At 72.5% G+C, this 26,659-nt stretch carries 23 protein-coding genes; 12 read left to right on the top strand and 11 right to left on the bottom strand.

What is annotated here, in order from left to right; genetic code table 11:
* Positions 1–52: 52 nt before the first annotated feature.
* Complete coding sequence (locus tag ACTFAP_RS02485; RefSeq protein WP_030727501.1) at positions 53–241, bottom strand: DUF5703 family protein; 189 nt, start codon at positions 239–241, stop codon at positions 53–55.
* A 47-nt stretch (positions 242–288) separates the two neighbouring features.
* Here ACTFAP_RS02485 and ACTFAP_RS02480 point away from each other — a divergent pair, with 47 nt between their 5' ends.
* The gene (locus ACTFAP_RS02480; protein WP_046722808.1) at positions 289–948 is read left to right on the top strand and encodes a hypothetical protein; all 660 of its coding nucleotides are present in this window, start codon (positions 289–291) and stop codon (positions 946–948) included.
* A 28-nt stretch (positions 949–976) separates the two neighbouring features.
* On the opposite strand, the gene ACTFAP_RS02475 is transcribed toward ACTFAP_RS02480, so the two are convergent.
* Complete coding sequence (locus ACTFAP_RS02475) at positions 977–2,896, bottom strand: ATP-binding domain-containing protein (protein WP_500468091.1); 1,920 nt, start codon at positions 2,894–2,896, stop codon at positions 977–979.
* The gene (locus tag ACTFAP_RS02470; protein WP_390119780.1) at positions 2,893–3,876 is read right to left on the bottom strand and encodes an aldo/keto reductase; all 984 of its coding nucleotides are present in this window, start codon (positions 3,874–3,876) and stop codon (positions 2,893–2,895) included. The genes ACTFAP_RS02475 and ACTFAP_RS02470 overlap by 4 nt, the downstream gene beginning before the upstream one ends.
* A 74-nt stretch (positions 3,877–3,950) precedes the next feature.
* On the opposite strand from ACTFAP_RS02470, the gene ACTFAP_RS02465 reads away from it, so the two are divergent.
* The 5 genes from ACTFAP_RS02465 to mshC all read left to right on the top strand — a co-directional run bounded on the left by ACTFAP_RS02465 (position 3,951) and on the right by mshC (position 8,654).
* Positions 3,951–5,000: an LLM class F420-dependent oxidoreductase gene (locus tag ACTFAP_RS02465; RefSeq protein WP_495683294.1), complete on the top strand. Its 1,050-nt coding sequence runs from the start codon at positions 3,951–3,953 to the stop codon at positions 4,998–5,000.
* A 104-nt stretch (positions 5,001–5,104) separates the two neighbouring features.
* A complete protein-coding gene (locus ACTFAP_RS02460) occupies positions 5,105–5,797 on the top strand; it encodes an MSMEG_4193 family putative phosphomutase (RefSeq protein WP_500468090.1) in 693 nt (230 codons plus the stop codon).
* A gap of 76 nt (positions 5,798–5,873) precedes the next feature.
* Entirely contained in the window at positions 5,874–6,467 is a 594-nt protein-coding gene (locus ACTFAP_RS02455) for a DUF3090 domain-containing protein (RefSeq protein ID WP_390119773.1), read from the top strand.
* Positions 6,428–7,333 carry an SCO1664 family protein gene (locus tag ACTFAP_RS02450; protein ID WP_500468089.1) on the top strand — a complete coding sequence of 302 codons (906 nt, stop codon included), beginning with the start codon at positions 6,428–6,430 and terminating at the stop codon, positions 7,331–7,333. The genes ACTFAP_RS02455 and ACTFAP_RS02450 overlap by 40 nt, the downstream gene beginning before the upstream one ends.
* A gap of 91 nt (positions 7,334–7,424) precedes the next feature.
* Complete coding sequence (gene mshC / locus ACTFAP_RS02445) at positions 7,425–8,654, top strand: cysteine--1-D-myo-inosityl 2-amino-2-deoxy-alpha-D-glucopyranoside ligase (protein ID WP_500468088.1); 1,230 nt, start codon at positions 7,425–7,427, stop codon at positions 8,652–8,654.
* Between the two features lie 96 nt (positions 8,655–8,750).
* Here the strand turns inward: mshC and ACTFAP_RS02440 are convergent, their stop codons facing one another.
* The 5 genes from ACTFAP_RS02440 to ACTFAP_RS02420 all read right to left on the bottom strand — a co-directional run bounded on the left by ACTFAP_RS02440 (position 8,751) and on the right by ACTFAP_RS02420 (position 14,881).
* Positions 8,751–9,770: a PAC2 family protein gene (locus ACTFAP_RS02440; RefSeq protein ID WP_400013483.1), complete on the bottom strand. Its 1,020-nt coding sequence runs from the start codon at positions 9,768–9,770 to the stop codon at positions 8,751–8,753.
* 160 nt (positions 9,771–9,930) lie between these two features.
* Entirely contained in the window at positions 9,931–11,544 is a 1,614-nt protein-coding gene (locus ACTFAP_RS02435) for a glycerol-3-phosphate dehydrogenase/oxidase (protein ID WP_500468087.1), read from the bottom strand.
* Positions 11,545–11,550: 6 nt separating this feature from the next.
* The gene (glpK, locus tag ACTFAP_RS02430; protein WP_500468086.1) at positions 11,551–13,095 is read right to left on the bottom strand and encodes a glycerol kinase GlpK; all 1,545 of its coding nucleotides are present in this window, start codon (positions 13,093–13,095) and stop codon (positions 11,551–11,553) included.
* A 52-nt stretch (positions 13,096–13,147) separates the two neighbouring features.
* Positions 13,148–13,960 carry an MIP/aquaporin family protein gene (locus tag ACTFAP_RS02425; protein WP_500468085.1) on the bottom strand — a complete coding sequence of 271 codons (813 nt, stop codon included), beginning with the start codon at positions 13,958–13,960 and terminating at the stop codon, positions 13,148–13,150.
* Between the two features lie 156 nt (positions 13,961–14,116).
* The gene (locus ACTFAP_RS02420) at positions 14,117–14,881 is read right to left on the bottom strand and encodes an IclR family transcriptional regulator domain-containing protein (protein WP_495683287.1); all 765 of its coding nucleotides are present in this window, start codon (positions 14,879–14,881) and stop codon (positions 14,117–14,119) included.
* 231 nt (positions 14,882–15,112) lie between these two features.
* Between ACTFAP_RS02420 and metH the strand changes: the two genes are divergently transcribed.
* Together metH and ACTFAP_RS02410 are read left to right on the top strand one after the other, a co-directional pair.
* Positions 15,113–18,628 carry a methionine synthase gene (gene metH, locus ACTFAP_RS02415; protein ID WP_500468083.1) on the top strand — a complete coding sequence of 1,172 codons (3,516 nt, stop codon included), beginning with the start codon at positions 15,113–15,115 and terminating at the stop codon, positions 18,626–18,628.
* A gap of 145 nt (positions 18,629–18,773) precedes the next feature.
* Positions 18,774–19,508: an HAD family hydrolase gene (locus ACTFAP_RS02410; RefSeq protein ID WP_390119749.1), complete on the top strand. Its 735-nt coding sequence runs from the start codon at positions 18,774–18,776 to the stop codon at positions 19,506–19,508.
* A gap of 52 nt (positions 19,509–19,560) precedes the next feature.
* Here the strand turns inward: ACTFAP_RS02410 and ACTFAP_RS02405 are convergent, their stop codons facing one another.
* Both ACTFAP_RS02405 and ACTFAP_RS02400 read right to left on the bottom strand, forming a co-directional pair.
* Positions 19,561–20,229, bottom strand: a complete 669-nt coding sequence (locus ACTFAP_RS02405; RefSeq protein WP_390119746.1) for a response regulator — start codon at positions 20,227–20,229, stop codon at positions 19,561–19,563.
* Positions 20,230–20,286: 57 nt separating this feature from the next.
* Entirely contained in the window at positions 20,287–21,201 is a 915-nt protein-coding gene (locus tag ACTFAP_RS02400) for a RecB family exonuclease (RefSeq protein ID WP_390119744.1), read from the bottom strand.
* Positions 21,202–21,301: 100 nt separating this feature from the next.
* Between ACTFAP_RS02400 and ACTFAP_RS02395 the strand changes: the two genes are divergently transcribed.
* From ACTFAP_RS02395 to ACTFAP_RS02385, 3 genes are all read left to right on the top strand, one after another.
* Positions 21,302–22,546 (top strand): site-2 protease family protein, encoded by a 1,245-nt coding sequence (locus ACTFAP_RS02395; RefSeq protein ID WP_500468082.1) that lies wholly within the window; start codon positions 21,302–21,304, stop codon positions 22,544–22,546.
* A 60-nt stretch (positions 22,547–22,606) separates the two neighbouring features.
* Positions 22,607–23,563, top strand: coding sequence for a tRNA (adenine-N1)-methyltransferase (locus tag ACTFAP_RS02390; protein ID WP_386540764.1), 957 nt, complete (start codon positions 22,607–22,609; stop codon positions 23,561–23,563).
* Positions 23,564–23,721: 158 nt separating this feature from the next.
* Entirely contained in the window at positions 23,722–24,231 is a 510-nt protein-coding gene (locus tag ACTFAP_RS02385; protein WP_495683284.1) for a hypothetical protein, read from the top strand.
* Between the two features lie 73 nt (positions 24,232–24,304).
* On the opposite strand, the gene ACTFAP_RS02380 is transcribed toward ACTFAP_RS02385, so the two are convergent.
* Positions 24,305–24,634, bottom strand: a complete 330-nt coding sequence (locus ACTFAP_RS02380; protein ID WP_390119734.1) for a ferredoxin — start codon at positions 24,632–24,634, stop codon at positions 24,305–24,307.
* Between the two features lie 242 nt (positions 24,635–24,876).
* On the opposite strand from ACTFAP_RS02380, the gene arc reads away from it, so the two are divergent.
* Positions 24,877–26,649 (top strand): proteasome ATPase, encoded by a 1,773-nt coding sequence (gene arc / locus ACTFAP_RS02375; protein WP_495683283.1) that lies wholly within the window; start codon positions 24,877–24,879, stop codon positions 26,647–26,649.
* The last annotated feature ends 10 nt before the right edge of the window (positions 26,650–26,659 follow it).

Raw genomic sequence — 26,659 nt, 5'->3', positions numbered from 1 at the left:
GCATCCAGGTGGGCCCCGCGTTCGCGCGGGGCCCACGTGTCGTGTCGGAGGGTTACCAGGTCGGGCGCAGCTGGCGGATGATCCGTCGTCTCAGCCGTACCCTTCGGCTGCCGTCCGGGTACAGCCGCAGCCGGGCCAGCTCCCACTGCCCGTACTCGGCCTGGTCGGTCAGCAGCCGCGTGGTGGCGGCACGCGAGACCGTGCGGGGGACATACACATCACGAAACTCATATTCCGGCATCGAATCCATTGTGCGTCCAGGGCCCCGATGCCGATACCGTCTGCACCATGTCTGATGCTGTGCAGCCGACGGCTGCCGAAGTCCGCGCCGCCGCCGACGCGCTCAAGAACGCGATCGACCGGCACCTGGAAGCCATTGAACGGCGCGCCACCGGACAGGCCGCCGAAGCCGACGCGGAGGCCGATGTCTACACCGCGTTCAACGAGATGGCGGCCGCCGGTGAGGTGTACGACGAGCTGCTGTACGACGTCTACGACGAGGTGACGCCCTTCGAGGTCCCCGCGACCGAGGGCCCCACCGGCTACGCGGGTCCGGAACGGCCGGAGTATCTGAGTGTCTTCATGCGGCGCGACTACGTCGTCGTCGACCCCCGGCGGCTGCGCGGTCAGGCGCAGCGCGTCACCGAACTCGACCCGGAGACCACCGGGGCGGAGGCCGCCGATGTTCGCGAGGCCGCCGGCGGCAGCCTGCACGCGGCGCTCGGGGTGATCTTCGGGGAGTTCGACCCGGACGAGATCGCCACCCGGCACAAGGAGTTCGGCCTGGAGGAGGGCGACGCGACCCTGTGGGTGGCCGCCGGGGACGAGCCGGTGGAGCCGGGGGAGTGGCTGGCCGCCCCCTTCGAGGCGGTCGACCCCGAGCGGGTGATCTGCCGCTTCGACATCAGTGACGCCTTCGACGAGGAGGACCTGGGCTCCCTGCGGTAGACGCAGCCCGGCCCCGTGCCGCCCGCCCTCAGACGGCCGCCACCGGCTGGGGGCGCAGCAGCGCGGCCAGCCGGGTGCCGCGGCCGGCCGCCGGGGGCGCGGCGACCGCCTGGGCCAGTGCGGGCCCGATCCCCTGGACCACCGAGAGATGGCGCTCGGCCCGGCTGAAGGCGGTGTAGATCCAGGACCGGTCGAGGGCCGGCACCGCGTCGCCCGGCAGTACCACGACCACGGCCGGCCAGCGGGCCCCCGCGGCCTGGTGCGCGGTGATCGCCCAGCCGTGCCGTACGGTCCCCGCCACCCGATCCCGGGGAACGGTGAGGGGCCCGTCCTGGGCGGTGAGGTGCAGCCCGTCCGCGTCCGCCCCGGTGACGGTGGCGGGCCGGCTCCGGCCGGGTGCGGGGGAGTAGGTGACCTGGTCGCCCGGGTCGAAGCCGCCGAACCGGCCGGGGCCCGGGTTCAGCCGCTCCTTCAGCGCCGCGTTCAGCACCCGGGTGCCCGCCGCCCCGCCGTGCCCCACCGTGATCACCCGCACCTCGGCGGCCGGGATCCCCACGGCGCGCGGGATGGAGTCGGTGACCAGCTGGACCGTACGGTGCACCGCCTCACCGGCGTCGCCCGCCGGCACGATCACCACTTCCTTGCCGGGCGCCTCGACCTGGTACAGCTCACCGATGGCGATCCCGGAGACCAGTTCGCCCACCGGGCCCTCGTCCGGTGTCCGCGAGGTGAGGTGCGGTACGCCCCCGCCGGCCGCCACGTCCGCCAGGACCTGACCGGGGCCCGCGGCCCCCAGCACCGCCGGATCGCCGCTGAGCACGAGCCGGGCGCCGTCCGGCAGCGACTCCACCAAGGTGGCCGCGGTCTCCACCGTGAGCTGGGGCGCGTCCAGCACGGCCAGTACGTCCAGGGCCAGCGCCCCGTCCGCGTCCCGCCCGGGGCCCTCGGTGCCGTCGAGCAGCCCGCTCACCGTGACGGCCGCGTCCGCGTCCTGCGGCGGCAGCGACCGCGCCAGCCGCTGCCGTCCGTCCGGGCCGTGAGCCGCCGCGAAGGCCCGCAGCCCGAGCCGGCGGGCCGCCGCCACCAGCGCGGCCGGCTCCGCCCGCGCCGCCTCGCCGCCGCTGTGCGCCACCACCGGGTGTGCGGCCACGGCCTTGATCAGCTCGGCGGCCGACGGGGTGGGAGCCCCGGCGGCGGCCTCCTCCCAGCCCCGGGCGCTGTCCGCGTCCCCGGCGGGGGCCGAGCCGCGCAGCCGGGCCAGGCCGTCGGCCAGGCTTTCCTCCGCGAGCGCGTAGCGGTCGAGTCCGAACAGCACCCGGACGGGTGTTTCCTCGCCGGCGCCCGCCGCCACCACGGTGTCCTGGAAGACCAGCACCGCGCCCTCCTCGACGGCCGCGCGCAGGGTCTCCTCGGCGTCCGCCACCTGCTGCCCCGCCAGCTTCTCGGTCAGTGCCGCCGCCTCCAGCGCCGTGTGCCCGGCCAGCGCCGCCCGTTCCAGCAGCCACACCGTCAGCGCCACGCCCCGGCGCGGGTCCTGCGGATCGCACTCGGTGCCCAGCAGCGCCCGCGCGAAGCCGTCCACCTGCCCGGGCAGCATGCCGGGCACCGCCAGCAGCCGCCAGGGGTCGCCGGCCAGCTCGGCCGCCGCGCTCTCGCCCAGCGCCGCGGCCACCCGGCCGCCCAGCTCCCCGGGCGCCCCGCCGCGCTCCAGCAGTTCCACCAGCTCCGCCGGCACGGCCACCGGCGCCCCGCCGCCGGCCGGCTCCGCCCCGGCACGGGGCGCGGTCCGTGCGGCGGCCGGCCGCGGCGCCGGTTCCGGCCGGGCGAAGAAGGACGCGGCAGGCCGCTCCCCACTCTCCACCGCCCGTACCGCGGCCCGCAGTTCGTCCGCCAGACCCCCCGCGGGGGTGCCCTCGGCCGGCTGCGGCGACTGGTTCTCGGCGGTCACAGCGAACTCCACTCGTGGTCCGGGTACTGGTGCACCGGCGCCGAGATGTCATCCAGCGCGCGGCAGATCTCGTCAGGAAGCCTAAGGTCCTCCACTGACAACGCCTCGTGCAGTTGGTGTGCCGTGCGGGCGCCGACGATGGGCGCGGCCACCCCGGGCCGGTCCCGTATCCAGGCGAGCGCGACCTGCGCGGGGGTGACGGCGAGGCCGTCCGCCGCGGTGGCCACCGCGTCCACCACGCGTCGCCCCGCCCCGTCCAGGTACGGGGCGACGAACCCCGCCAGTGTCGTGGAGGCCCCGCGGGACCCCGGCGGGGTGCCGTGCCGGTACTTGCCCGTCAGCACCCCGCGTCCCAGCGGGGAGGACGGCAGCAGTCCGACCCCCAGGTCCAGGGCGGCCGGCAGCACCTCGCGCTCCACGCCGCGCTGGAGCAGGGAGTACTCCATCTGGGTGCTCGCCAGCCGGGTGCGGGCCCCCGGCACCCCCAGCTGCCAGGTCGCCGCCTTCGCCAGTTGCCAGCCGCAGAAGTTGGAGACCCCGGCGTACCGCGCCCGCCCGCTGCTCACCGCGATGTCCAGGGCCTGGAGCGTCTCCTCCAGCGGGGTCATCGGATCGAAGGCATGCACCTGCCACAGATCGACGTAATCGGTGCCCAGCCGCTCCAGCGAGGCGTCCAGCGCCGCCAGCAGATGGCCGCGCGAGGCGTCGAAGCGCCGGTCGGGATCGGGCACGCTGCCCGCCTTGGTGGCGATCACCAGCTCGGACCGGGGGACCAGGGAGTCCAGCAGCCGGCCCAGCAGGTACTCGGCCCCGCCGTCCGCGTACACGTCCGCCGTGTCGAGCAGCGTGCCGCCCGCCTCCCAGAACATCTTCAGCAGCTCCGCCGCGTCCTGCTCCTCCGTGTCCCTCGCCCACCTCAACGTGCCGAGCCCGAGCCGGGATACGCGCAGGCCGGTGTGGCCCAGATGCCGAAGATCCATGGCCGTTGAGCGTACTGGCGCCGGGGGGTAGAGTCCGTCGCAAGGGCAGGTTACCGACGAGTAGAGGCGGTTGTATGCGGCTCGGAATCAACCTCGGTTACTGGGGCGCCGGAATGGACGCCGACAACCTCGAGGTGGCCAAGGAGGCCGACCGGCTCGGCTACGCCGTCTGCTGGGCCGCGGAGGCGTATGGCTCCGACGCGCCCACGGTGCTGTCCTGGGTCGCCGCCCACACCGAGCGGATCGACGTCGGCTCCGCCATCCTCCAGATCCCCGCCCGCGCCCCGGCCATGACCGCCATGACCGCCGCCACCCTCGACTCCCTGTCCGGCGGGCGCTTCCGCCTGGGCCTCGGCGTCTCCGGGCCGCAGGTCTCCGAGGGCTGGTACGGCGTCACGTTCGACAAACCGCTGGCCCGCACCCGCGAGTACGTGCAGATCGTCCGCACCGCGATGTCCCGGCAGCGGCTGACCCACGAGGGCGATCACTGGACCCTCCCGCTGCCCGGCGGCCCCGGCAAGCCCCTCAAGCTCACCGTGCACCCGGTGCGCGAGCGCATCCCGCTCTACATCGCCGCCATCGGGCCCAAGAACCTCCGCCAGACGGGCGAGATCGCCGACGGCGCGCTGCTGATCTTCTTCTCGCCGGAACACGCCGAGGCCACCACGCTGGGCGCCCTGCGCGAGGGCCGGGCGGCCGTGGGCGCCGATCTGACCGGTTTCGACATCGCCCCCACCGTCCCGATCGCCGTGGGCGAGGACTTGGACACCCTCGCCGACCACTTCCGCCCGTACACCGCCCTGTACGTCGGCGGCATGGGCAGCCGTGAACAGAACTTCTACAACCGCCTGGCCCGGCGCATGGGGTACGAGAAGGAGGCCGCCGAGATCCAGGACCACTACCTGGCGGGCGACAAGGCCGCCGCGGCTGCCGCCGTACCCCGCTCGCTCATCGACTCCACCACCCTCATCGGGCCGGTGGAGCGCATCGCCGACCGGATGCGCGCCTACGCCGAGGCCGGTGTCACCACGCTGTCCCTCGCCCCGGCCGGGCTCACCCTCCAGGAGCGCCTGGGCGCCCTGCGGACCGGCGCCGAGGCACTGGAACGGGCCGGCCTGGGCTGAGAACCGCGTGAGCGGCGGGGCCCGGGCCCCGGCCCGGGTCCCCACAGCGGTGACCCGTACGGGATCACTCCCCGATCCGGGGCCCGCCGTCCTACCCTGGCCCCATGCCCACCATGCTGCTGCTGCGCCACGGCAGGACCACCGCCAACTCCGCCGGACTGCTCGCCGGGCGAGCCCCCGGCACCGCCCTCGACGACTTCGGCCACGAGCAGGCCGCCGCGCTGCCCGGACGGCTGGCGGGGGTGCCGCTGGCCGCCGCCGTGCACAGCCCGCTCCAGCGCTGCGTGGAGACTCTGGCCCCGCTGCGCGCCGCCCGCCCCGACCTGCGGGTGTACGAGGAGGAGCGGGTCATTGAGTGCGACTACGGCGAGTGGACCGGCCGCGCGCTGCGCGAACTCGCCGAGCAGCCCCTCATGGCCACCGTCCGCACCCGGCCCTCCGCCGTACGCTTCCCCGGCGGTGAGGCCCTGCGCGGCATGGCCGAGCGGGTGGTCGCCGCCGCGCAGGAGTGGGACGCCCGCATCGCCCGCGAGCACGGCGAGAACGCGGTGTGGCTGCTGTGCACCCACGGCGACAACATCAAGGCACTGGTCGCCGACGCCCTCGGGCTCCACCTCGACCACTTCCAGCGCATCGTCCCGCACCCGGCCTCCGTCACCGCCATCCGCTACGGCGACCACCCCCTGCTGCTGCGGTTCGGCGACACGGGCGATCTGCGCGAGTTCGTGCCGCACACCCCGGCGGGTGAACGCGACCGCGCCGCCGAGACCGAGGCGCCGGTCGGGGGCGGTGCCTAGGCACCGTGATCGTGTCGCGCAGTAGGGTGCCAGTGTCGTCAGACAACAGTCCGCCATCGACCCAACGGAGCAGTACGTGTCCCGTCAGGTGTTCCTCTATGACCCTCCGGAACGATTCGTCGCCGGGACGGTCGGACTGCCTGGCCGGCGCAGCTTCTTCCTCCAGGCCACGGCCGGCCCTCGCACCACCAGCGTCGCCCTGGAGAAGGCCCAGGTCGAGGCGCTCGCCCAGCGCATCGACGAACTGCTGGACGAAGTGGTGCGTCGCGCCGGCGGGTCCACCTCCGTCCCGGCCGTCGCCCCCACGGAGATCGCCGACACCGGGCCGCTCCAGGTGCCTGTCGAGGAGGAGTTCCGGGTCGGCACCATGGCCCTGGCCTGGGACGGCGAGAACGAGCGGATGATCGTGGAGGCCCAGGCCCTGGTCGAGCTGGAGGCCGACTCCGAGGAGGAGTTCGCCGAGGCCGAGGAGCGGCTGCTGCGGGACGACGAGAACGGCCCGCCCATGCTGCGGGTGCGGCTGTCCGGCACCATGGCCCGTGCCTTCGCCAAGCGCGCCCTGGAGGTGGTGGGGGCGGGGCGCCCGCCGTGCCCCCTGTGCAGCCTGCCGCTCGACCCGGAGGGACATGTATGCCCGCGTCAGAACGGGTACCGGCGCAGCCGGACATGACACCCGACCCTCACGAGGACGCCGCCAAGATCCTCGCGCACGGCGCGCTCACCGTACTCGGCCGGATCCCGGACGCCTCCAACGCGGTCCTGTACGCCACCGCCGAACTCGGCGGCCGGCAACTGGCCTGCGTGTGCAAGCCGGTGGCCGGCGAGCGCCCGCTGTGGGACTTCCCCGAGGGCAATCTGGCCCGCCGTGAGGTCGCCGCGTACGAGGTGTGCCGCGCGCTGGGCTGGGACCTGGTGCCGCCGACCGTGCTGCGTGAAGGGCCGCAGGGCGAGACCATGTGCCAGCTGTGGGTGGGCCCCGACCCGCGCGACGCCCCGGAACCGGAGGAGCCCGAGGCACAGGACACGGACGGCGCCGAGCCCGGTCCGCCCTCCGAACTGCTGGCCCTGACCGAAGGCACCGAGCCCGGGCCCGGCTGGCGGGCGATCGGCCAGGTGGAGACCGGCGACGGCACCCTGGCCCTGCTGGTGCACGCGGACGACGAACGGCTGCGCCGCGTCGCCGTCCTGGACGCGGTGATCAACAACGGGGACCGCAAGGGCGGCCATCTGCTGCCCCAGCCCGACGGCCGGCTGTACGGCATCGATCACGGGGTGACCTTCCACACCGAGGACAAGCTGCGCACCCTGCTGTGGGGCTGGGCGGGCGAGCCGCTGCCGGACGGCGTGCCCCAGGCGCTGCGGAGGCTGTCGGACGCGCTCGCCGACCCCGACAGCGAGCCGGCCACCCGGATCGCCGAGTTGATCAGCCCCGCCGAGTACACCGCGCTGCGCGAACGCGTCGCCGAGCTGCTGCGCACCGGCCGTCATCCGCTCCCCGGCGGCGAGTGGCCCGCCATCCCCTGGCCGCTGATCTGATCACCGGCCGGGGAACCGTGCCGCGCTCCCCGGCGCGCGCCCCGACCGGGCCCGCCGTGTAAGCCGGGGCGTGGCCGGATAGGCTCGTTGCATGTATGCCTGGCCCGCCTCCGAGGTCCCCGCGCTGCCTGGTCAGGGCCGCGACCTCAGGATTCATGACACCGCCACCGGGAGCCGGGTGACCCTCACCCCCGGGCCCGTGGCCCGGCTCTACGTCTGCGGAATCACCCCCTACGACGCCACTCACCTGGGCCACGCGGCCACTTACACCGCGTTCGACCTCGTGCAGCGGGTCTGGCTGGACACGGGGCGGCAGGTGCACTACGTACAGAACGTCACCGACATCGACGACCCGCTGCTGGAGCGGGCGGTGGCCACCGGCGAGGACTGGACGGCGCTCGCGCTGCGCGAGACCGAGCTGTTCCGCGAGGACATGACCGCGCTGCGGATGCTGCCGCCCGCCCACTACATCGGGGCGGTGGAGGCCATACCGGGCATCGTGCCGCTGGTGGAACGGCTGCGCGAGCAGGGCGCCGCCTACGAACTCGACGGCGACATCTACTACTCGGTGGCCGCAGACGAGCACTTCGGGAAGGTCTCGGGGCTCGACGCGGCGACCATGCGCGCGCTGTCCGCCGAACGCGGCGGTGACCCGGACCGCCCCGGCAAGAAGAACCCGCTGGATCCGCTGCTGTGGCTGGCCGCCCGCCCCGGCGAGCCCTCCTGGGACGGCGGCAGCCTGGGCCCCGGGCGCCCCGGCTGGCACATCGAGTGCGTGGCGATCGCCCTGGAGCACCTGGGCATGGGCTTCGACGTGCAGGGCGGCGGCTCCGACCTGGCCTTCCCGCACCACGAGATGGGCGCCTCACACGCCCAGACGCTCACCGGTGCGTACCCGTTCGCCGCCAGCTATGTGCACGCCGGCATGGTCGGGTACCAGGGCGAGAAGATGTCCAAGTCGCGGGGCAACCTCGTCTTCGTCTCGCAGCTGCGGCGTGACGGCGTCGACCCGGCCGCCGTCCGGCTGGCGCTGCTCTCCCGGCACTACCGCGCCGACTGGGAGTGGACGCCCGCGGTGCTGGAGGAGGCCGAGCAGCGGCTCGCCCGCTGGCGGGCGGCGGTCTCCCGCCCCGACGGGCCGCCCGCGCTCGATGTGGTCGAGGAGATCAGGGAGGCGCTGGCCGACGATCTGGACGCACCGGCCGCGCTCGCCGCCGTGGACCGCTGGGCCGCGGCCCAGCTGGCGGACGGCGGCGAGGACACCGGCGCCCCCGGCATCGTCTCGCGGGCCGTGGACGCCCTGCTCGGCGTCGCACTGTGACCCGCCGGCACACCCCGCGCAGCCGGCGCTGACGGCGATCCGGGCCCGTACGTGATGCGTACGGGCCCGGATCGATGCGCGTAAACCGGACGGACGTTACTCGCCCGGCTCGGCCGGACCCCCGCCGCCCTCCGCCGTCGGGGGCGGCCCCGCGTCGCTCTCCGGCTTGCGGCGCCGGCGCGGCCGGGCCCGCCCGCTGCTCGGATCCTTCAGGAACGGCCCGGAACCGGCGCCGCCCGGCTCCCCGGGGCCCGGCTCCTGCGGCCCGCCCCGGCGCCGCAGATAGCGCTCGAACTCCTTGGCGATCGCCTCGCCCGAGGCCTCCGGCAGCTCCGCCGTGTCGCGCGCCTGCTCCAGCGACTGGACGTACTCCGCCACCTCGCTGTCCTCGGCGGCCAGTTGGTCCACTCCCAGCTGCCAGGCGCGGGCGTCATCGGGCAGATCGCCCAGCGGGATGCCCACCCCCAGCAGATCCTCCAGCGCGTTCAGCAGGGCGAGAGAGGCCTTCGGGTTCGGCGGCTGCGAGACGTAGTGCGGTACCGAGGCCCACAGGCTGACCGCGGGGAACCCGGCGTGGGCGCACGCCTCCTGGAAGATCCCCACGATGCCGGTCGGCCCCTCGTACCGGGACTCCTCCAGGTCAAGCGAGCGGGCCAGCTCCTCGTCCGAGGTGACACTGGTGACCGGTACCGGCCGGGTGTGCGGGGTGTCGCCCAGCAGCGCGCCGAGTACCACCACCATCTCCACGCCCAGCTCGTGGGCGAAGCCCAGCAGCTCGTTGCAGAACGACCGCCAGCGCATGCTCGGCTCGATGCCGCGCACCAGCACCAGGTCACGCCGTCTGCCGGAACCCCCGGTCGCGCCGCCGCGGATCACGGAAAGCCGCGTGGTCGGCCAGGTGATCCGGCGCACGCCGTCGTCCAGCCAGATGAGCGGGCGGTTGACCTGGAAGTCGTAGTAGTCCTCGGCGTCCAGCGCCGCGAACACCTCGCCCTTCCACTCCCGCTCCAGATGCGCGACCGCGGCGGAGGCGGCGTCGCCGGCATCATTCCAGCCTTCGAACGCGGCCACCATGACCGGGTCGACCAGCTCGGGAACTCCCTCGAGCTCGATCACCCAGCGCCTCCTTCCGGCCGGGTCGGGGTGGTATGCCCGGCCCGGCTGCCGTTTGTCTTCCGTGCGGCCCAGCCTACGGCGTCACCGTTCCCAGGCCACGGCCTTTGTACGCATCGGATCGGCGGGCCGGGACACGGCACGGGAGCGCGGCGGCGCGCTCTCAGCCCTCCCGGCGGGCCAGTACGGCGGCCACCTTCTCCCGCACCTCCTCGGTGTCCAGGCCACGGATCGTGACGGTGGTGCGGCGGCGCAGCACGTCGTCCACCGTCTGGGCCCACTCCTGGTCGCGGGCGTAGACGACCTGGGCCCAGATCTCCGGGCCCGCCGGGTGGATGCGCTCGCCGAGCGCCGGGTCCCGGCGCACCAGGTCCGCGATCTCCAGGGCGAGCGAGCCGTAGTGGGTGGCCAGATGGCGCGCGGTCAGCGGATCCATCCGGCCGCCCGGCTCGCTGTCCACCAGCAGCCGGTGGGCGACCGCGTTGGGGTTGGCGACCCCGGGCAGCGGGGCGCGGCGCACCAGCTCCCGTACCGGCTCCATGTCCTCGGCGATGCCGAGCCCCGGCAGCTTGGCGAGTTTGGCCAGTACCGTACGGCCGATGTGCCGGTAGGTGGTCCACTTGCCGCCGGCCACCGACAGCATCCCGCCGCGCCCCTCGGTGACGACGGTCTCGCGCTTGGCGGACTCCACCCCGCCCGGACCGCCGGGCAGCACGCGCAGTCCGGCGAAGGCGTACGTGAGCAGGTCCCGGTCGAGCTGGGTGTCGCGCACCGACAGCGCCGCCTCGGCCAGGATCTGCTGGATGTCGGCCTCGGTGGCGCGCACCTCGCCCGGGTCGCCCTCGTACGGCTCGTCGGTGGTGCCCAGCAGCAGCTGGTCCTCCCAGGGCAGGGCGAAGGTGATGCGGTACTTGTCGACCGGGGTGGCGAGCGCGGCGCGCCAGGGGGCGGTGCGGCGCAGCACGATGTGGGCGCCCTTGGAGAGCCGGACGCTGGGTGCGGCGCCGGGGTGTTCCAGGCGGCGCAGGTGGTCTACCCAGGGGCCGGTGGCGTTGAGCACCAGGCGGGCATTGATGCCGAACCCGGTGCCGTCGACGCGGTCGCGGACCTCGGCGCCGGTGACCCGGCCGTGGGTGAAGCGCAGCCCGGCGACCTCGGCGTGGTTGAGGACGGCGGCGCCGGCGGCGACGGCGGCGCGCACCGTGAGGACGGCGACGCGGGCGTCGTTCATCTGGTGGTCGCCGTAGACCGCCACGGCCTTGAGGTTGTCGGTGCGCAGCGCCGGGTTGGCGGCGGCGGCCTTGGCGGGGGAGATGATCCGGCCGACCCCGTCGCCGAAGGCGGACAGCGCCGAGTAGGCGAACACCCCGGCGCCGAGCTTGGCGGCGCCGTGCGGGCCGTCCTTGTAGACGGGGAGGTGGAAGGTGAGCGGGTTGACCAGGTGCGGGGCCACGTCCTTGGCGAGCACCCGGCGCTCGTGGTGGTTCTCGGCCACCAGCTTGACCGCGCCGGTCTGGAGGTAGCGCAGTCCGCCGTGCACCAGCTTGGAGGAGGCGGAGGAGGTGGCGCCGGCGAAGTCGCCGGCGTCCACCATCGCCACCCGCAGCCCCGACTGCGCGGCGTGCCAGGCCACCGAGGTGCCCAGGATGCCGCCGCCGATCACCAGCAGATCGTAGGCGGAGCCGGCCAGCCGCTCCCGGGTCTCGGTGCGGCCGGCGGCCGGGGTCGCGGATATCGCGGCCCCGGAGGCGTCCGTGGTGTGCTGCGGGGTGTTCATCAGTTCTCAGTCCTCCTCTTCGAGCCAGCCCATGGTCCGCTGCACGGCCTTGAGCCAGAGCTTGTACTCGCGGTCGCGGTCGGCCGCGTCCATCTCGGGGGTCCACTCGGCCGCCCGGCGCCAGTTGGCGCGCAGCTCGCTGACGTCCGACCAGAAGCCGACGGCGAGCCCGGCCGCGTAGGCGGCCCCCAGACAGGTGGTCTCGGAGACCATGGGCCGCACCACCGGCGCGTCCAGGAAGTCCGAGATGTTCTGCATCAGCAGGTTGTTGGAGGTCATGCCTCCGTCGACCCGCAGCGAGGTGAGCTCGACGCCGGAGTCCTTCTTCATGGCGTCGACGATCTCGCGGGTCTGCCAGGCGGTGGCCTCCAGCACCGCGCGGGCGATGTGCGCCTTGGTGACATAGCGGGTCAGCCCGGCGATGACGCCGCGCGCGTCCGAACGCCAGTAGGGGGCGAACAGACCGGAGAACGCTGGTACGAAGTACGCGCCACCGTTGTCCTCCACCGTCCTGGCCAGGGTCTCGATCTCGGCCGCCGAGTGGATGATGCCCATCTGGTCGCGCATCCACTGCACCAGGGCGCCGGTGATCGCGATGGAGCCCTCCAGCGCGTACACCGTGGGCTGGTCACCGATGCGGTAGCCGACGGTGGTCAGCAGCCCGGCGTACGAGTTGACGGCCTCGGTGCCGGTGTTCATCAGCAGGAACGTGCCGGTGCCGTACGTGGACTTGGCCTCGCCGACGTCGTAGCAGGTCTGCCCGAACAGCGCCGCCTGCTGGTCGCCGAGCGCGGAGGCCACCGGCACCCCGTCCAGCGGGCCGCCCTTGGCGTGGCCGTAGACCTCGGCCGAGGAGCGGATCTCGGGCAGCACGGCGGCGGGCACCTGCATCGAGGACAGGATGCGCTCGTCCCAGTCCATGGTGCGCAGGTTCATCAGCATGGTGCGTGAGGCGTTAGTGACGTCGGTGACGTGCCGCCCGCCGTCGACGCCGCCGGTGAGGTTCCAGATCACCCAGGAGTCCATGGTGCCGAACAGCAGGTCGCCGCGTTCGGCACGCTCGCGCAGCCCCTCGACGTTGTCCAGCAGCCAGCGGATCTTGGTCCCGGCGAAGTAGGCGGACAGCGGCAGCCCGGTCTCGCGGCGGAAGCGGTCCTGGCCCACGTTGCGGCCCAGCTCGCGGCAGAGCGCGTCGGTGCGGGTGTCCTGCCAGACGATGGCGTTGTGCACCGGCTCCCCGGTGCGGCGGTCCCACAGCAGGGTGGTCTCGCGCTGGTTGGTGATGCCGATGGCCTTGACGTGGTCCTTGGTGATCTGGGCCTTGTCCAGGGCCCCGGCGACCACTTCCTGGACGTTGGCCCAGATCTCCGTGGCGTTGTGCTCCACCCAGCCGGGCTTGGGGAAGATCTGTTCGTGTTCTTTCTGGTCGACCGAGACGATGCGTCCGTCGTGGTCGAAGACGATGCACCGGGAGGAGGTGGTGCCCTGGTCGATGGCGGCGATGTACTGGCGCTGCTCGGAGGAGAAGTCGGGGTCGTGCGTCTCGCTCATGCGGTCGGCTCCTGATCTTTCGGTACGGGGGCGGACGGGGGCGGCCAGCGGGTCAGAACACCAGCTGGTGGATACCGGCCGCGGCGGCTCCGCCGAGCAACGGACCGACCACCGGGACCCAGGCGTAGGACCAGTCGGAGCCGCCCTTGTTGGGCAGCGGCAGCAGCGCGTGGATGATGCGCGGGCCCAGGTCACGGGCCGGGTTGATGGCGTATCCGGTCGGACCGCCCAGGGACAGGCCGATGCCGAGCACGGTGAGGGCCACCAGCAGGCCGCCGATGGCGGTGACCTGGAGGGCGTCGTTGACGCCGGTGGCCAGCACGACGGAGACCAGGACGAAGGTGCCCAGGATCTCGGTGGCCACGTTCTGCCAGTAGACGCGGATCTCGGGGGCGGTGGAGAAGATGCCGAGCACCGGGCCGGGCTCGCCGCGCGTCGCGGCGCGTCGCTCACGCGTCGGACGCGGTTCGTCGTACGCCCGTACGCCGGGGGTGCGGGAGCCGCCCTCCTCCTCGCGGTCGGTCAGATGGGCGTGGAAGTGGCCGTAGTAGCCGATCCATACGCCGATGGCGCCCAGCATCGCGCCGGTGAACTGCCCCAGGATGTAGACCCAGAACTGGCTCCAGCCGCCGTGCACGATCATGATGCCGAGGGTGACCGCCGGGTTGAGGTGCGCCCCGGAGATCTCGGTGGAGACGTACACGCCGGCGAGCACGGCGATGCCCCACCCGAAGGTGATCGCGACCCAGCCGGCGCCGAACGCCTTGGATTTCTTCAGCACGACACCGGCGACGACACCGGCGCCGAGCAGGATCAGAACGGCGGTGCCGAGCACCTCGCCGTAGAAGATTTCGGAGTTGGACACCCGTGACTCCTTTGTCCTATGTCCGGTGGACCAGGTAGAGCTCCGTCCAGCGTTCGACATTGTCGACCACTGAACGCGAGTTTTCTCTTCAGTGAGGCTGCCGTCAAGGGATGTGATGCAAGGAACGGCAGGGAGCTGACGAATGTCCGTATTGTTCTAGAACCGACCGGATCCGAGGTCGCGCGACACGGACCGGGCGCAGTCCCGCACCGCCGCGATCAGCCGCGGGCGCAGCGCGCCGTCCTCCTGCATCCGCTCCACGGCGCCGGTGATGCCCACCGCGCCCACCGGCATTCGCCGCCGGTCCAGGATCGGGGCCGCCACCGAGGCCACCCCGTCCCACGTCTCGCCGACGTCGCCGGCCCAGCCACGGGCCCTGATGGTGTCGAGATCACGGTCGAAGGCCGCCGGATCCACCACGGTGCGATCCGTGATCGCCGCGAAGCCGGCATCCAGGGCCTCGTTGTGCGCCACCGGGTCGTAGGCCGCCAGCACCTTGCCCAGCGCGGTGCTGTGCAGCGGCTGCATCGCCCCGACCTCCAGCACCTGCCGGGAGTCGTCGGGCCGGAAGACGTGGTGGACGATCAGCACCCCGCGCTGGTGCAGCACCCCCACATAGGCGCTCTCCCCGCTGGAGCGCGCCAGGTCGTCCGTCCACACCAGCGCCCTGGCCCGCAGCTCGTGCACATCCAGGTAGCTGTTGCCCAGCCGCAGCAGCTCGGCGCCCAGCTGGTACTTGCCCGAGGAGGCGTCCTGCTCCACGAAGCCCTCCTGCTGGAGGGTGCGCAGCAGCCCGTGCGCGGTGGCCTTGGCCAGGCCGATGGACGAGGCGATGTCGGACAGACCCAGCCGCCGCTCGCCGCCGGCCAGCAGCCGCAGTACCGCGGCGGCCCGTTCCAGTGACTGAATGGTCCGCGCCATGAGACGCCTCCTGCCGTTCACGCCCTCAGCGGGCCCTGCCACCCGCTCGCACCATTCGACAATGCCGAACATCATCCGGTGATGTCGATAGCACCGGGGATGTCATGAGTCTACGACCGTCCCACTCCCCGGAAGGCCTCAGGGAATCCGCCACCACTGCGGATACGCTGAGCGAGTGCCTCCCCCGCGGGAGCGCATAGCCGACAGCCGTCGCACACCAGGAGCACCTTCATGGCCTCGCCCATCCTGTCCCCGCACACCCAGGCCGACCGCGCCGCCGCACTGCGCCGGGCCTTCGCCTCCCGCGTCGTCGTCGCCGACGGCGGCATGGGCACCATGCTCCAGGCCGCCGAGCCCTCCCTGGACGACTTCCAGCAGCTGGAGGGGTGCAACGAGGTCCTGAACGTCACCCGCCCGGACATCGTGCGCTCCGTGCACCAGGAGTACTTCGACGCCGGCGTGGACTGTGTGGAGACCAACACCTTCGGCGCCAACCTCGCCGCCCTCGGCGAGTACGACATCCCCGAACGCATCGCCGAGCTCTCCGAGGCCGGTGCCCGCATCGCCCGCGAGACCGCCGACGACTGTGCCGCGCGCGACGGACGGCAGCGCTGGGTGCTCGGCTCCATCGGCCCCGGCACCAAGCTGCCCACCCTCGGCCACATCCGCTACGCCGACCTGCGCGACGCGTACCAGCGGAACGCCGAGGGCCTGATCGCCGGCGGCGCCGACGCCCTGCTCGTGGAGACCGCCCAGGACCTGCTCCAGACCAAGGCCGCCGTGCTCGGCGCCCGCCGCGCCGTGGCCGCCACCGGCGTCGACCTGCCGCTCGTCGTCCAGGTCACCGTCGAGACCACGGGCACCATGCTGCTCGGCTCCGAGATCGGCGCCGCCCTCACCGCCCTGGAACCGCTGGGCATCGACATGATCGGCCTGAACTGCGCCACCGGGCCGGCCGAGATGAGCGAACACCTGCGCTATCTCTCCCAGCACGCCACCATCCCCATCTCCTGCATGCCCAACGCCGGGCTGCCCGTCCTCGGCAAGGACGGCGCCCACTACCCGCTGGGCCCCGCCGAGCTGGCCGACGCCCACCAGACCTTCATCGGCGAATTCGGCCTCTCCCTGATCGGCGGCTGCTGCGGCACCACCCCCGAACACCTGCGGCAGGTCGTGGAGCGGGTGCGCGGGCTGACCCCCGGCGCCCGCGACCCGCGCCCCGAGCCCGGCGCCGCCTCCCTCTACCAGACCGTGCCTTTCCGGCAGGACGCCTCCTACCTCGCCATCGGCGAGCGCACCAACGCGAACGGCTCCAAGAAGTTCCGCGAGGCCATGCTGGAGGGCCGCTGGGAGGACTGCGTCGAGCTGGCCCGCGAACAGATCCGCGAGGGCGCCCACCTGCTCGACCTGTGCGTGGACTACGTCGGCCGCGACGGCGCTGCCGACATGTCGGAACTGGCCGGCCGGCTCGCCACCGCCTCCACCCTGCCCATCGTGCTGGACTCCACCGAGCCCGCCGTCCTGGAGGCCGGTCTGGAGCGGCTCGGCGGCCGGGCCGTCATCAACTCCGTGAACTACGAGGACGGCGACGGCCCCGACTCGCGGTTCGCCAAGGTCACCCGGATGGCGGTGGAGCACGGCGCGGCCCTGATGGCGCTCACCATCGACGAACGCGGCCAGGCCCGCACCCCCGAGCACAAGGTCGCCATCGCCGAGCGCATCATCGCCGACCTCACCGGCAACTGGGGCGTGGCCGAGAGCGACATCATCATCGACTGCCTCACCTTCACCATCTGCACCGGCCAGGAGGAGTCCCGCCGCGACGGGGTGCACACGATCGAGGCCATCAGGGAGCTGAAGCGGCGCCACCCCCAGGTGCAGACCACCCTGGGCCTGTCCAACATCTCCTTCGGCCTCAACCCGGCGGCCCGGCTCGTCCTCAACTCGGTCTTCCTCGACGAATGCGTCAAGGCCGGCCTGGACTCCGCCATCGTGCACGCCGCCAAGATCCTGCCCATCGCCCGGATCGAGGACGAACAGGTCCAGGTCGCCCTCGACCTCATCCACGACCGGCGCCGTGAGGGCTACGACCCGCTCCAGCGCTTCCTCGAACTCTTCGAGGGCGTGGACGCCAAGTCCATGCGGGCCGGCAAGACCGAGGAACTGCTCGCCCTGCCCCTGGAGGAGCGGCTGCGCCGGCGCATCGTCGACGGCGAACGCAAGGGCCTGGAGGCCGACCTGGACGAGGCGCTCACCACCCGCCCCGCCCTGGAGATCGTCAACGACACCCTGCTGGAGGGCATGAAGACGGTCGGCGAGCTGTTCGGTTCGGGACAGATGCAGCTGCCCTTCGTGCTCCAGTCCGCCGAGGTCATGAAGACCGCCGTCGCCCACCTCGAACCGCACATGGAGAAGTCCGACGACGAGGGCAAGGGCACCATCGTGCTCGCCACCGTGCGCGGCGACGTCCACGACATCGGCAAGAACCTCGTCGACATCATCCTGTCCAACAACGGCTACAACGTCGTCAACCTCGGCATCAAGCAGCCGGTGACCGCCATCCTGGACGCCGCCGAGGAACACCGCGCCGATGTCATCGGGATGTCCGGGCTGCTGGTGAAGTCCACGGTGATCATGAAGGAGAACCTGGAGGAGCTCAACCAGCGCGGCATGGCCGCCGACTACCCGGTCATCCTCGGCGGCGCCGCCCTCACCCGCGCCTACGTCGAGCAGGACCTGCACGAGGTCTACCAGGGCGAGGTCCGCTACGCCCGCGACGCCTTCGAGGGCCTGCGGCTGATGGACGCCCTGATCGCCGTCAAGCGCGGCGTGCCCGGCGCCACCCTCCCCGAGCTGAAGAAGCGCCGGGTGGCCGCCCGCCCCGCCACCGCCCTGCCGCAGGAGGACACCGAGGAGCCGGTGGGCCGCTCGGCCACCGCCACCGACGTACCCCTGCCCACCGCTCCCTTCCTCGGCACCCGCGTCATCAAGGGCATCCCGCTCAAGGACTACGCCGCCTGGCTGGACGAGGACGCCCTCTTCAAGGGCCAGTGGGGGCTCAAGGGCAGCCGCAGCGGCGAGGGCCCCGACTACGAGGAACTGCTGGAGACCGAGGGGCGCCCCCGGCTGCGCGGCTGGCTGGACCGGCTGCACACCGACAACCTCTTGGAGGCGGCCGTCGTCTACGGCTATTTCCCCTGCCACGCCGAGGGCCAGGACCTGGTGATCCTCGACGAGGACGGCAAGGAACGCACCCGCTTCACCTTCCCCCGCCAGCGCCGCGGCCGGCGGCTGTGCCTGGCCGACTTCTTCCGCCCGGCGGAGAGCGGCGAGACGGACGTGGTCGCCCTGCAGGCCGTCACCGTCGGCTCCCGGGTCTCCGGCGCCACCGCCGAACTGTTCGCCGCCGACGCCTACCGCGACTATCTGGAGCTGCACGGCCTGTCCGTCCAGCTCGCCGAGGCGCTCGCCGAGTTCTGGCACGCCCGGGTCCGCGCCGAACTGGGCATCGGCGGCTCCGACCCGGCCGCCCTGTCCGGCATGTTCCGCACCGAGTACCAGGGCTGCCGGTACTCCCTGGGCTACCCGGCCTGCCCCGACCTGGAGGACCGCGCCAAGATCGCCGAGCTGCTCCAGCCCGAGCGGATCGGGGTCACCCTGTCCGAGGAGTTCCAGCTGCACCCCGAGCAGTCCACCGACGCGATCATCCTGCACCACCCCGAGGCCAACTACTTCAACGCCCGCTGATCCCCGGGAACCGGCCGAACAGGTGTCTGCCCGGGCGAACCACCCCACAGCACCGTAGAATGATCTGTCCGGTAAGCGGCCGGTCGTTCCTCTCCCGATCCGGAGGGGTGACGACCGGCCGTCCTGCTCCCCGAAGGGACCACGGATGACCAGTTCCCCGTCCGTCATCGACACCGCCGCCGTCGCGGGCCCGCTGCCGCAGGCCGTGCTGCTGGACATGGACGGCACCCTGGTGGACACCGAGGGATTCTGGTGGGACGCCGAGGTCGAGGTCTTCGCCGGCCTGGGTCACACCCTGTCCGAGGAGTACCGGGCGGTCGTGGTGGGCGGGCCGATGACCCGCAGCGCCGGCTTCCTCATCGAGGCCACCGGCGCCGACATCACCCTCGACGAGGCACGGGACGCCCTGAACGCCGCCTTTCTGCGCCGCCTGGACCAGGGAGTCGCGCTCATGCCCGGCGCCCACCGGCTGCTGACCCAGCTGGCCGCGCACCGGGTGCCCACCGCCCTGGTCTCCGCCTCGCACCGCACCGTCATCGACCGGATGCTGAGCTCCATCGGCGCCCACCACTTCGCGCTGACCGTCGCCGGCGACGAGCTGACCCGCACCAAGCCGCACCCGGACCCGTACCTCACCGCCGCCGCCGGGCTCGGCGCCGACCCGGTGCGCTGCGTGGCCGTGGAGGACACCCTCACCGGCGTCGCCTCCGCCGAGGCCGCCGGGTGCCAGGTCATCGCGGTGCCCTCGGTCGCCCCCGTGCCGCCCGCCCCGGGGCGCACCGTGGTCACCTCACTGGAGGAGATCAGCGTCCCCTTCCTGCGCGCCCTGCACCACCGCGCCCCGGCCCGGGGCCCCGCCCGCACGGCCGACCCGGTGTAACGGCCCCGGCGGCGACCCCCGTCCCGCGCTGGTCGTCTCCCCGGAGCGGGCGTCAGCTGCCGGGCCGCACCAGGCCGCTCTCGTACGCGTACACCGCGGCCTGTACCCGGTCGCGCAGCTGGAGCTTGGTCAGCACGTGGCCCACATGCGTCTTCACGGTGGTCTCGCTCACGAACAGATCCGCCGCGATCTCCGCGTTGGAGAGCCCGCGCGCCACCAGCTTCAGCACCTCCACCTCGCGCTCGGTCAGCGTGCCCAGCGCGTGCGGCACCGCGTCCTCCCCCGAGGGCAGCTTGCCCGCGTACTTGTCCAGCAGCCGCCGCGTCACGCTCGGCGCCAGCATCGCCTCGCCCGCCGCCACCACCCGGATCGCCTGCACCAGCTCGGCGGCCGGCGCGTCCTTGAGGAGAAAACCGGCGGCCCCCGCCCGCAGCGCCTCGATCACGTACTCGTCCAGATCGAAGGTGGTCAGCACCAGCACCCTGGCCGGGCCGTTCCGCTGCGGCCCGGTGATTCGCCGGGTGGCCTCCACCCCGTCCATCCGGGGCATCCGGATGTCCATCAGCACCACATCGGGCTGCAGGGCCCGCACCTGGTCCAGGGCCTGGAGCCCGTCGCCGGCCTCGCCGACCACGGCCACGTCCCCCTCGGCCTCCAGGATCATCCGGAAACCGGTACGCAGCAGCGGCTGATCGTCGACCAGCAGAACGCGGATGGGCATGGACTAACCCCTCGATCAGACGGCAGGCGGCACCATTCTCGCCCACGCCCCCCTGACTCAGCCCTCCGGGAGGTCACCCTCGCGCTCCTCGCCCGCCCGCGGGCCCGGCACCTCCAGCGGCAGCGCCGGCTGGATGGCCAGCGGGTACGGCGGGGGAGTGCCGCCGAACTCCGGGCAGCGCGACTGGTGGTCGCACCAGCCGCACAGCCGGCCCGGCTTCGGCCGCCAGTCCCCGCTCTCGGTGGCCCGCCGGATCGCCTCCCACAGCGCCAGCAGCTTGCGCTCCACCGCCGCCAGATCGCTCTCCTGCGGATCCAGGGTCAGCACATCACCGCTGCCCAGATACACCAGCTGGAGCCGCTTGGGCACCTCACCGCGCAGCCGCCACAGCACCAGCGCGTAGAACTTCATCTGGAACAGCGCGTCCGCCGCGTACTCCGGGCGCGGCGCCTTGCCCGTCTTGTAGTCGACGATGCGCACCTCGCCGGTCGGGGCGATGTCCACCCGGTCGATCACCCCGCGCAGCCGCAGCCCCGACTCCAGCTTCGTCTCCACCCACAGCTCACGCTCGGCCGGCTGCAACCGGGTGGGGTCCTCCAGCGAGAACCAGCGCTCCACCAGACCCTCGGCCTCCGTCAGCCAGCCCGCCAGCCGCTCCTGGTCCAGCGCCCCCGGCTCCGCGTCCTGCGACTCGTCCGCGAAGAGCTGCGCCAGCTCCGGGCGCTTCTTCAGCAGCCGCTGCCACTCCCGCATCACCATCGCCTTGGCCCGGGGCACACTGCGCTGCCCGGCCGGCGCGTCGAACACCCGCTCCAGCACGGCATGGACAACCGTTCCCCTGGTGGCCGCCGCGCTCGGCGCCTCGGGCAGTTTGTCGATCACCCGGAAGCGGTAGAGCAGGGGGCACTGCATGAAGTCGGCGGCCCGGGAGGGCGAGAGGGACGAAGTACGCGCGGTGGCTGACGCTTCCATGTCCGGAACCCTACGGGGCGTCACTGACAGCGGGGCGCTTACCATCGACTCCACAGCCGACCCGCCTCTCCCGCGAGGTCACACCCAGCAAGGGGAATTGGTGCCAGACTCCGACAGCGACCGGACATCGGGGCCCGACAGCCCGGCCCGCCCGCAGGGCTCCGGCGAGAAGCCCGGCGGTTCCAAGGAGGCGCGCGGCGGCCTGCTGATGGGGCGCGTCTTCGGCGTACCGATCTACGTCGCGCCCAGCTGGTTCCTCGTCGCGGCCCTGATCACCTGGTTCTTCGGCAACCAGCTGGACCGGGTACTGCCCGACCTCGGCGCCGGCCGCTACCTTGTCTCCCTGTTCTTCGCGGTCGCCTTCTACGCCTCGGTGCTGGTGCACGAACTCGCCCACACCTACGCCGCCATCCGCTTCGACCTCCCCGTGCGCCGCATCCAGCTCCAGTTCTTCGGCGGCGTCTCCGAGATCGAGAAGGAGTCCCAGACCCCCGGCCGCGAGTTCGTGCTGGCCGGCGTCGGCCCGCTGCTCTCCCTCGTGCTGGGCGGCGTCTTCTGGGCCGGCATGCTCACCGTCGAACGCGACACCGTCCCCGGCGTCCTGCTCGCCGGCCTGATGATCTCCAACGTCATCGTCGCCGCCTTCAACCTGCTGCCCGGCCTTCCGCTGGACGGCGGCCGGATGCTGCGCGCCGTGGTGTGGCGGCTCAGCGGCAGCCCCATGACCGGCACCGTGGTCGCCGCCTGGACCGGCCGGGTGCTCGCCGTGGTGGTGCTGATCGGCTTCCCGCTGACCACCCACCTCACCGGCGTCACCGACCGCGACTCCTACACCGGCCTGGACTCGCTCACCGACGCCCTGCTGGCCGCCATCCTCGCCGCCATCATCTGGACCGGCGCCGGCAACAGCCTCAAGATGGCCCGGCTGCGCGAGCGGCTGCCCGCCCTCAACGCCCGCGTCCTCACCCGGCGGGCCGTCCCGGTCAGCGCCCAGACCCCGCTGTCCGAGGCGCTGCGCCGCGCCAACGACGCCGGCGCCCGCGCCCTGGTGGTGGTCGACGGCCAGGGCGCCCCCGTCGCGCTGGTCCGCGAGGCCGGCATCGCCTCCGTCCCCGAACGGCGCCGCCCCTGGGTCGCGGTCTCCACCCTCGCCCAGGACCTGGAGGACGGCATGCGGGTGCCCGCCGACCTCACCGGCGAGGCACTCCTGGACCACCTGCGGGCCACCCCGGCCACCGAGTACCTGGTGGTCGAGGAGAACGACGAGATCTACGGCGTGCTGTCCACCACCGACGTGGAACGCGCCTTCATGGACGCCATGACGGGGCCCGCCGCCCGCCGCTGACCACCGCCGTCCGCCTCCCCGCGCACGGCGGCCCTCCCGCCCTGCACTAGGCTGACCCCCATGTCCGAACCGACCGGTGCCGCCCGCCGACGCGGGCCCTTCCAGGTCGGGGACCAGGTACAGCTCACCGATCCCAAGGGCCGCCACTACACCTTCACGCTCGAAGCCGGGAAGAGCTTCCACACCCACAAGGGTGCCTTCCCGCACGACGAGCTGATCGGCGCCCCCGAAGGAACCGTTGTCCGCACCACGGGGAACGTCGCCTATCTCGCGCTGCGCCCCCTGCTCCCCGACTATGTCCTGTCCATGCCCCGCGGTGCCGCCGTGGTCTACCCCAAGGACGCGGGGCAGATCCTGGCCATGGCCGACATCTTCCCGGGCGCCCGGGTCGTCGAGGCCGGCGTGGGCTCCGGCTCGCTCAGCACCTTCTTGCTGCGCGCGATCGGCGACCAGGGCATGCTGCACTCCTACGAGCGCCGCGCCGACTTCGCCAAGATCGCCCAGGAGAACGTGGAGCGCTACTTCGGCTCCCCGCACCCCGCCTGGCAGCTGACGGTCGGCGACCTCCAGGACAACCTGTCCGACACCGAGGTCGACCGGGTCATCCTGGACATGCTCGCCCCCTGGGAGTGCGTGGACGCCGTCGCCAAGGCACTGGTCCCCGGCGGGATCGTGTGCGCGTACGTGGCCACCACCACCCAGCTGGCACGCACCGTGGAGACCCTGCGCGAGCACGGCAACTTCAACGAGCCGACCGCCTGGGAGACCATGCTGCGCACCTGGCACGTGGAGGGCCTGGCGGTACGCCCGGACCACCGGATGATCGGGCACACCGGCTTCCTGGTCACCGCCCGCCGGCTGGCCGACGGGGTGGAGCCGCCGCGCCGCCGCCGTCGCCCGGCCCCCGGCGCGTACGGCTCCGACTACACCGGCCCCGGTTCGGCGAGTGCCGCCGGGACCGCCGCCACCGGCACCGAAGCCGCCACCGGCGGTCCGGCGGAGGAAACGGACGCGTAAACCCCCCGCCGTATCCCGGTGATGTGAGGTGTGGCACGATGCCGGGACCTGCCAACGCGCAGGTCCCGGCATCGAGTTGTCTCCACCTCCCCGCCCCAGGAGTCTTCCGCGTGCAGTCACCGGCAGGCGCAGCACTTCCTTCCCCCAGTGGCCGACCCGTGCACTGGCTCACCACCGCCGCCGCGGTCGCCGCCCTCACCGCGACCGCCGCCTGGATCGGCCCCGGCGGTGCCGCCGCACAAGCGCCGGCGGACGCCCGGGGAGGCCCGGACCCCGCCGCCGCCGACTACCCGGTGGACTGCGGCCCGTACGGCATCACCGTCACCGGCCAGGCCGTGAGCGACCTGGACGGCGACGGCGTCCCGGAGACCATCGCCGCCGTGCACTGCGACGCGGGGGCCGGCACCCCGCCGCACGGTCTGTACGTCCTGACCGACCCCGCCCGCGGCGAGAGCGGGCCCCGGGTCGCGCTGACCCTGGTGGACCCGGCCGAGGGCATGATGCTGGAGAACCTGACGGTCAGCGGTGGCACCGTGTCGGTGCGGCTGCTCGGCTACTCCTCGGTGGATGTCCCGCGTTCCGCCCCCGACCAGCGCCGCGACGTCGCGTGGGAGTGGACGGACGGTACCCTGGCGCTGCGCGCGGCCCCGCCGCCCGGCAGCTACTGAACGTTCGCGGCGGCCCCGCCGTCCGGCCGGGCGCGGGAGTACGCCCGGCCGTGACCGGCACCGACGACGCGACCTACGGCGCGTTCACCGCGTCCACGACGGCGTCCGGGCCGTACACCTCGGTCTTGTCCGACGCCCTGCGCACGTGGATGCACTCACCCGGGCATTCCCTGGCCGAGTCGATCACTTCCCGCAGCAGCGGCAGCGGCACCGGCGCGGTGGCACCGGGAGCGGTGAGCAGATCGGCCTCCTGGCCGGCGGGCGCCGGCGGCTTCACGTACGCGAGCCCGTCGATGTCCAGCTCGAAGACCTCCGGGGCGTACTGCGCGCAGATGCCGTCGCCCGTGCACAGATCCTGGTCGATCCAGACTTCCAGGTCCCCGGATTCATTCCGCGCGGTCATGTGGCCTGCCAATCCTTGAGGGTGTGAAACAAAGAGAGCCATCCCTGCCGGGTGTTGACCGCTTACGACCATACAACCGTCCGCTTTCCACTCGCCCGGGGTGGGTATTCCCTGCCATGAGGGAGTGCGCAAGGGTGAAGATCGGATCCACCTCGACCGTCTTTGTGATCTAGGGGTTTCGAACCGCACCGGTCCAGGTAGGGTCTGGAAGCGTCCAGCTCCCTTTGGAGGAGGTGAGGACCGTGGCATCCCACGATGACGACAGCAACCGCGGCATCCGGCCCGGTCGGGCATCCGACGACCCGTCCCGGCAGCTTGCCGATCTTGAGCAGGAGATCACCGTCCTGCGCCGAAAGCTGGCCGACTCTCCGCGGCACACTCGGGTTCTCGAGGAGCGGATCGTCGAGCTGCAGACCAATCTGGCCGGCGTGTCCGCGCAGAACGAGCGGCTCGCCACTACCCTCCGCGAGGCCCGTGACCAGATCGTCGCCCTCAAGGAAGAGGTCGACCGCCTGGCGCAGCCCCCGGCCGGCTTCGGCGTCTTCCTGCACGCCAACGAGGACGACACCGCGGACATCTTCACCGGGGGTCGCAAGCTCCGGGTGAATGTCAGCCCCAATATCGAACTGGACAAGCTGCGGCGTGGCCAGGAGGTCATGCTCAACGAGGCGCTCAACGTGGTCGAGGCCATGGAGTTCGAGAGCGTCGGCGAGATCGTCACCCTCAAGGAGGTCCTGGAGGACGGCGAGCGCGCCCTGGTCGTCGGGCACACCGACGAGGAACGCGTCGTACGGCTGGCCGAGCCGCTGCTGTCCTCCGGAATCGTGCTGCGCTCCGGCGACGCCCTGCTGCTGGAGCCCCGCTCCGGCTACGTGTTCGAGGTCGTGCCCAAGAGCGAGGTCGAGGAGCTCATCCTCGAAGAGGTCCCCGACATCGACTACAACAAGATCGGTGGTCTGGGCGGCCAGATCGAGCTGATCAGGGACGCGGTGGAGCTGCCGTACCTGCACCCGGACCTGTTCCGGGAGCACGAGCTGCGGCCGCCCAAGGGCGTCCTGCTGTACGGCCCGCCCGGCTGCGGCAAGACGCTGATCGCCAAGGCGGTGGCCAACTCGCTGGCGAAGAAGGTCGCCGAGGTCACCGGACAGCCCGCGGGGAAGAGCTTCTTCCTCAACATCAAGGGCCCCGAACTGCTCAACAAGTACGTCGGCGAGACCGAGCGGCACATCCGGCTGGTCTTCCAGCGGGCCCGCGAGAAGGCCAGCGAGGGGACGCCGGTCATCGTCTTCTTCGACGAGATGGACTCCCTCTTCCGCACCCGCGGCTCCGGGGTCAGCTCGGACGTGGAGAACACCATCGTCCCCCAGCTGCTCTCCGAGATCGACGGAGTGGAGGGCCTGGAGAACGTCATCGTGATCGGCGCCTCCAACCGCGAGGACATGATCGACCCGGCGATCCTGCGCCCCGGCCGGCTCGATGTGAAGATCAAGATCGAGCGTCCGGACGCCGAGGCGGCCCAGGACATCTTCTCCAAGTACCTCACCCCGCGGCTGCCGCTGCACTCCGAGGACCTGGAGGAGCACCACGGCAACGCCGAGGCCGCGGTCGCCGGAATGATCCAGACCGTGGTCGAGCAGATGTACGCGGAGACCGAGGAGAACCGCTTCCTGGAAGTCACCTACGCCAATGGTGACAAGGAAGTGCTGTACTTCAAGGACTTCAACTCCGGCGCCATGATCCAGAACATCGTGGACCGGGCCAAGAAGATGGCCATCAAGGCATTCCTGGACCAGAATCAGAAGGGCCTGCGCGTCTCCCATCTCCTCGCCGCCTGCGTGGACGAGTTCAAGGAGAACGAGGACCTGCCCAACACCACCAACCCCGACGACTGGGCCCGGATCTCCGGAAAGAAGGGCGAGCGGATCGTCTTCATCCGCACCCTGGTCACCGGAAAGAAGGGCGCCGACACCGGCCGTTCCATCGACACGGTGGCGAACACGGGTCAATACCTGTAGTAGCGAAACG

The sequence above is a fragment of the Streptomyces sp. PH9007 genome, assembly GCF_059813725.1.
The sequence above is the reverse complement of the archived record's forward strand: the minus strand, read 5'-3'. Positions and strand labels throughout refer to the sequence as shown.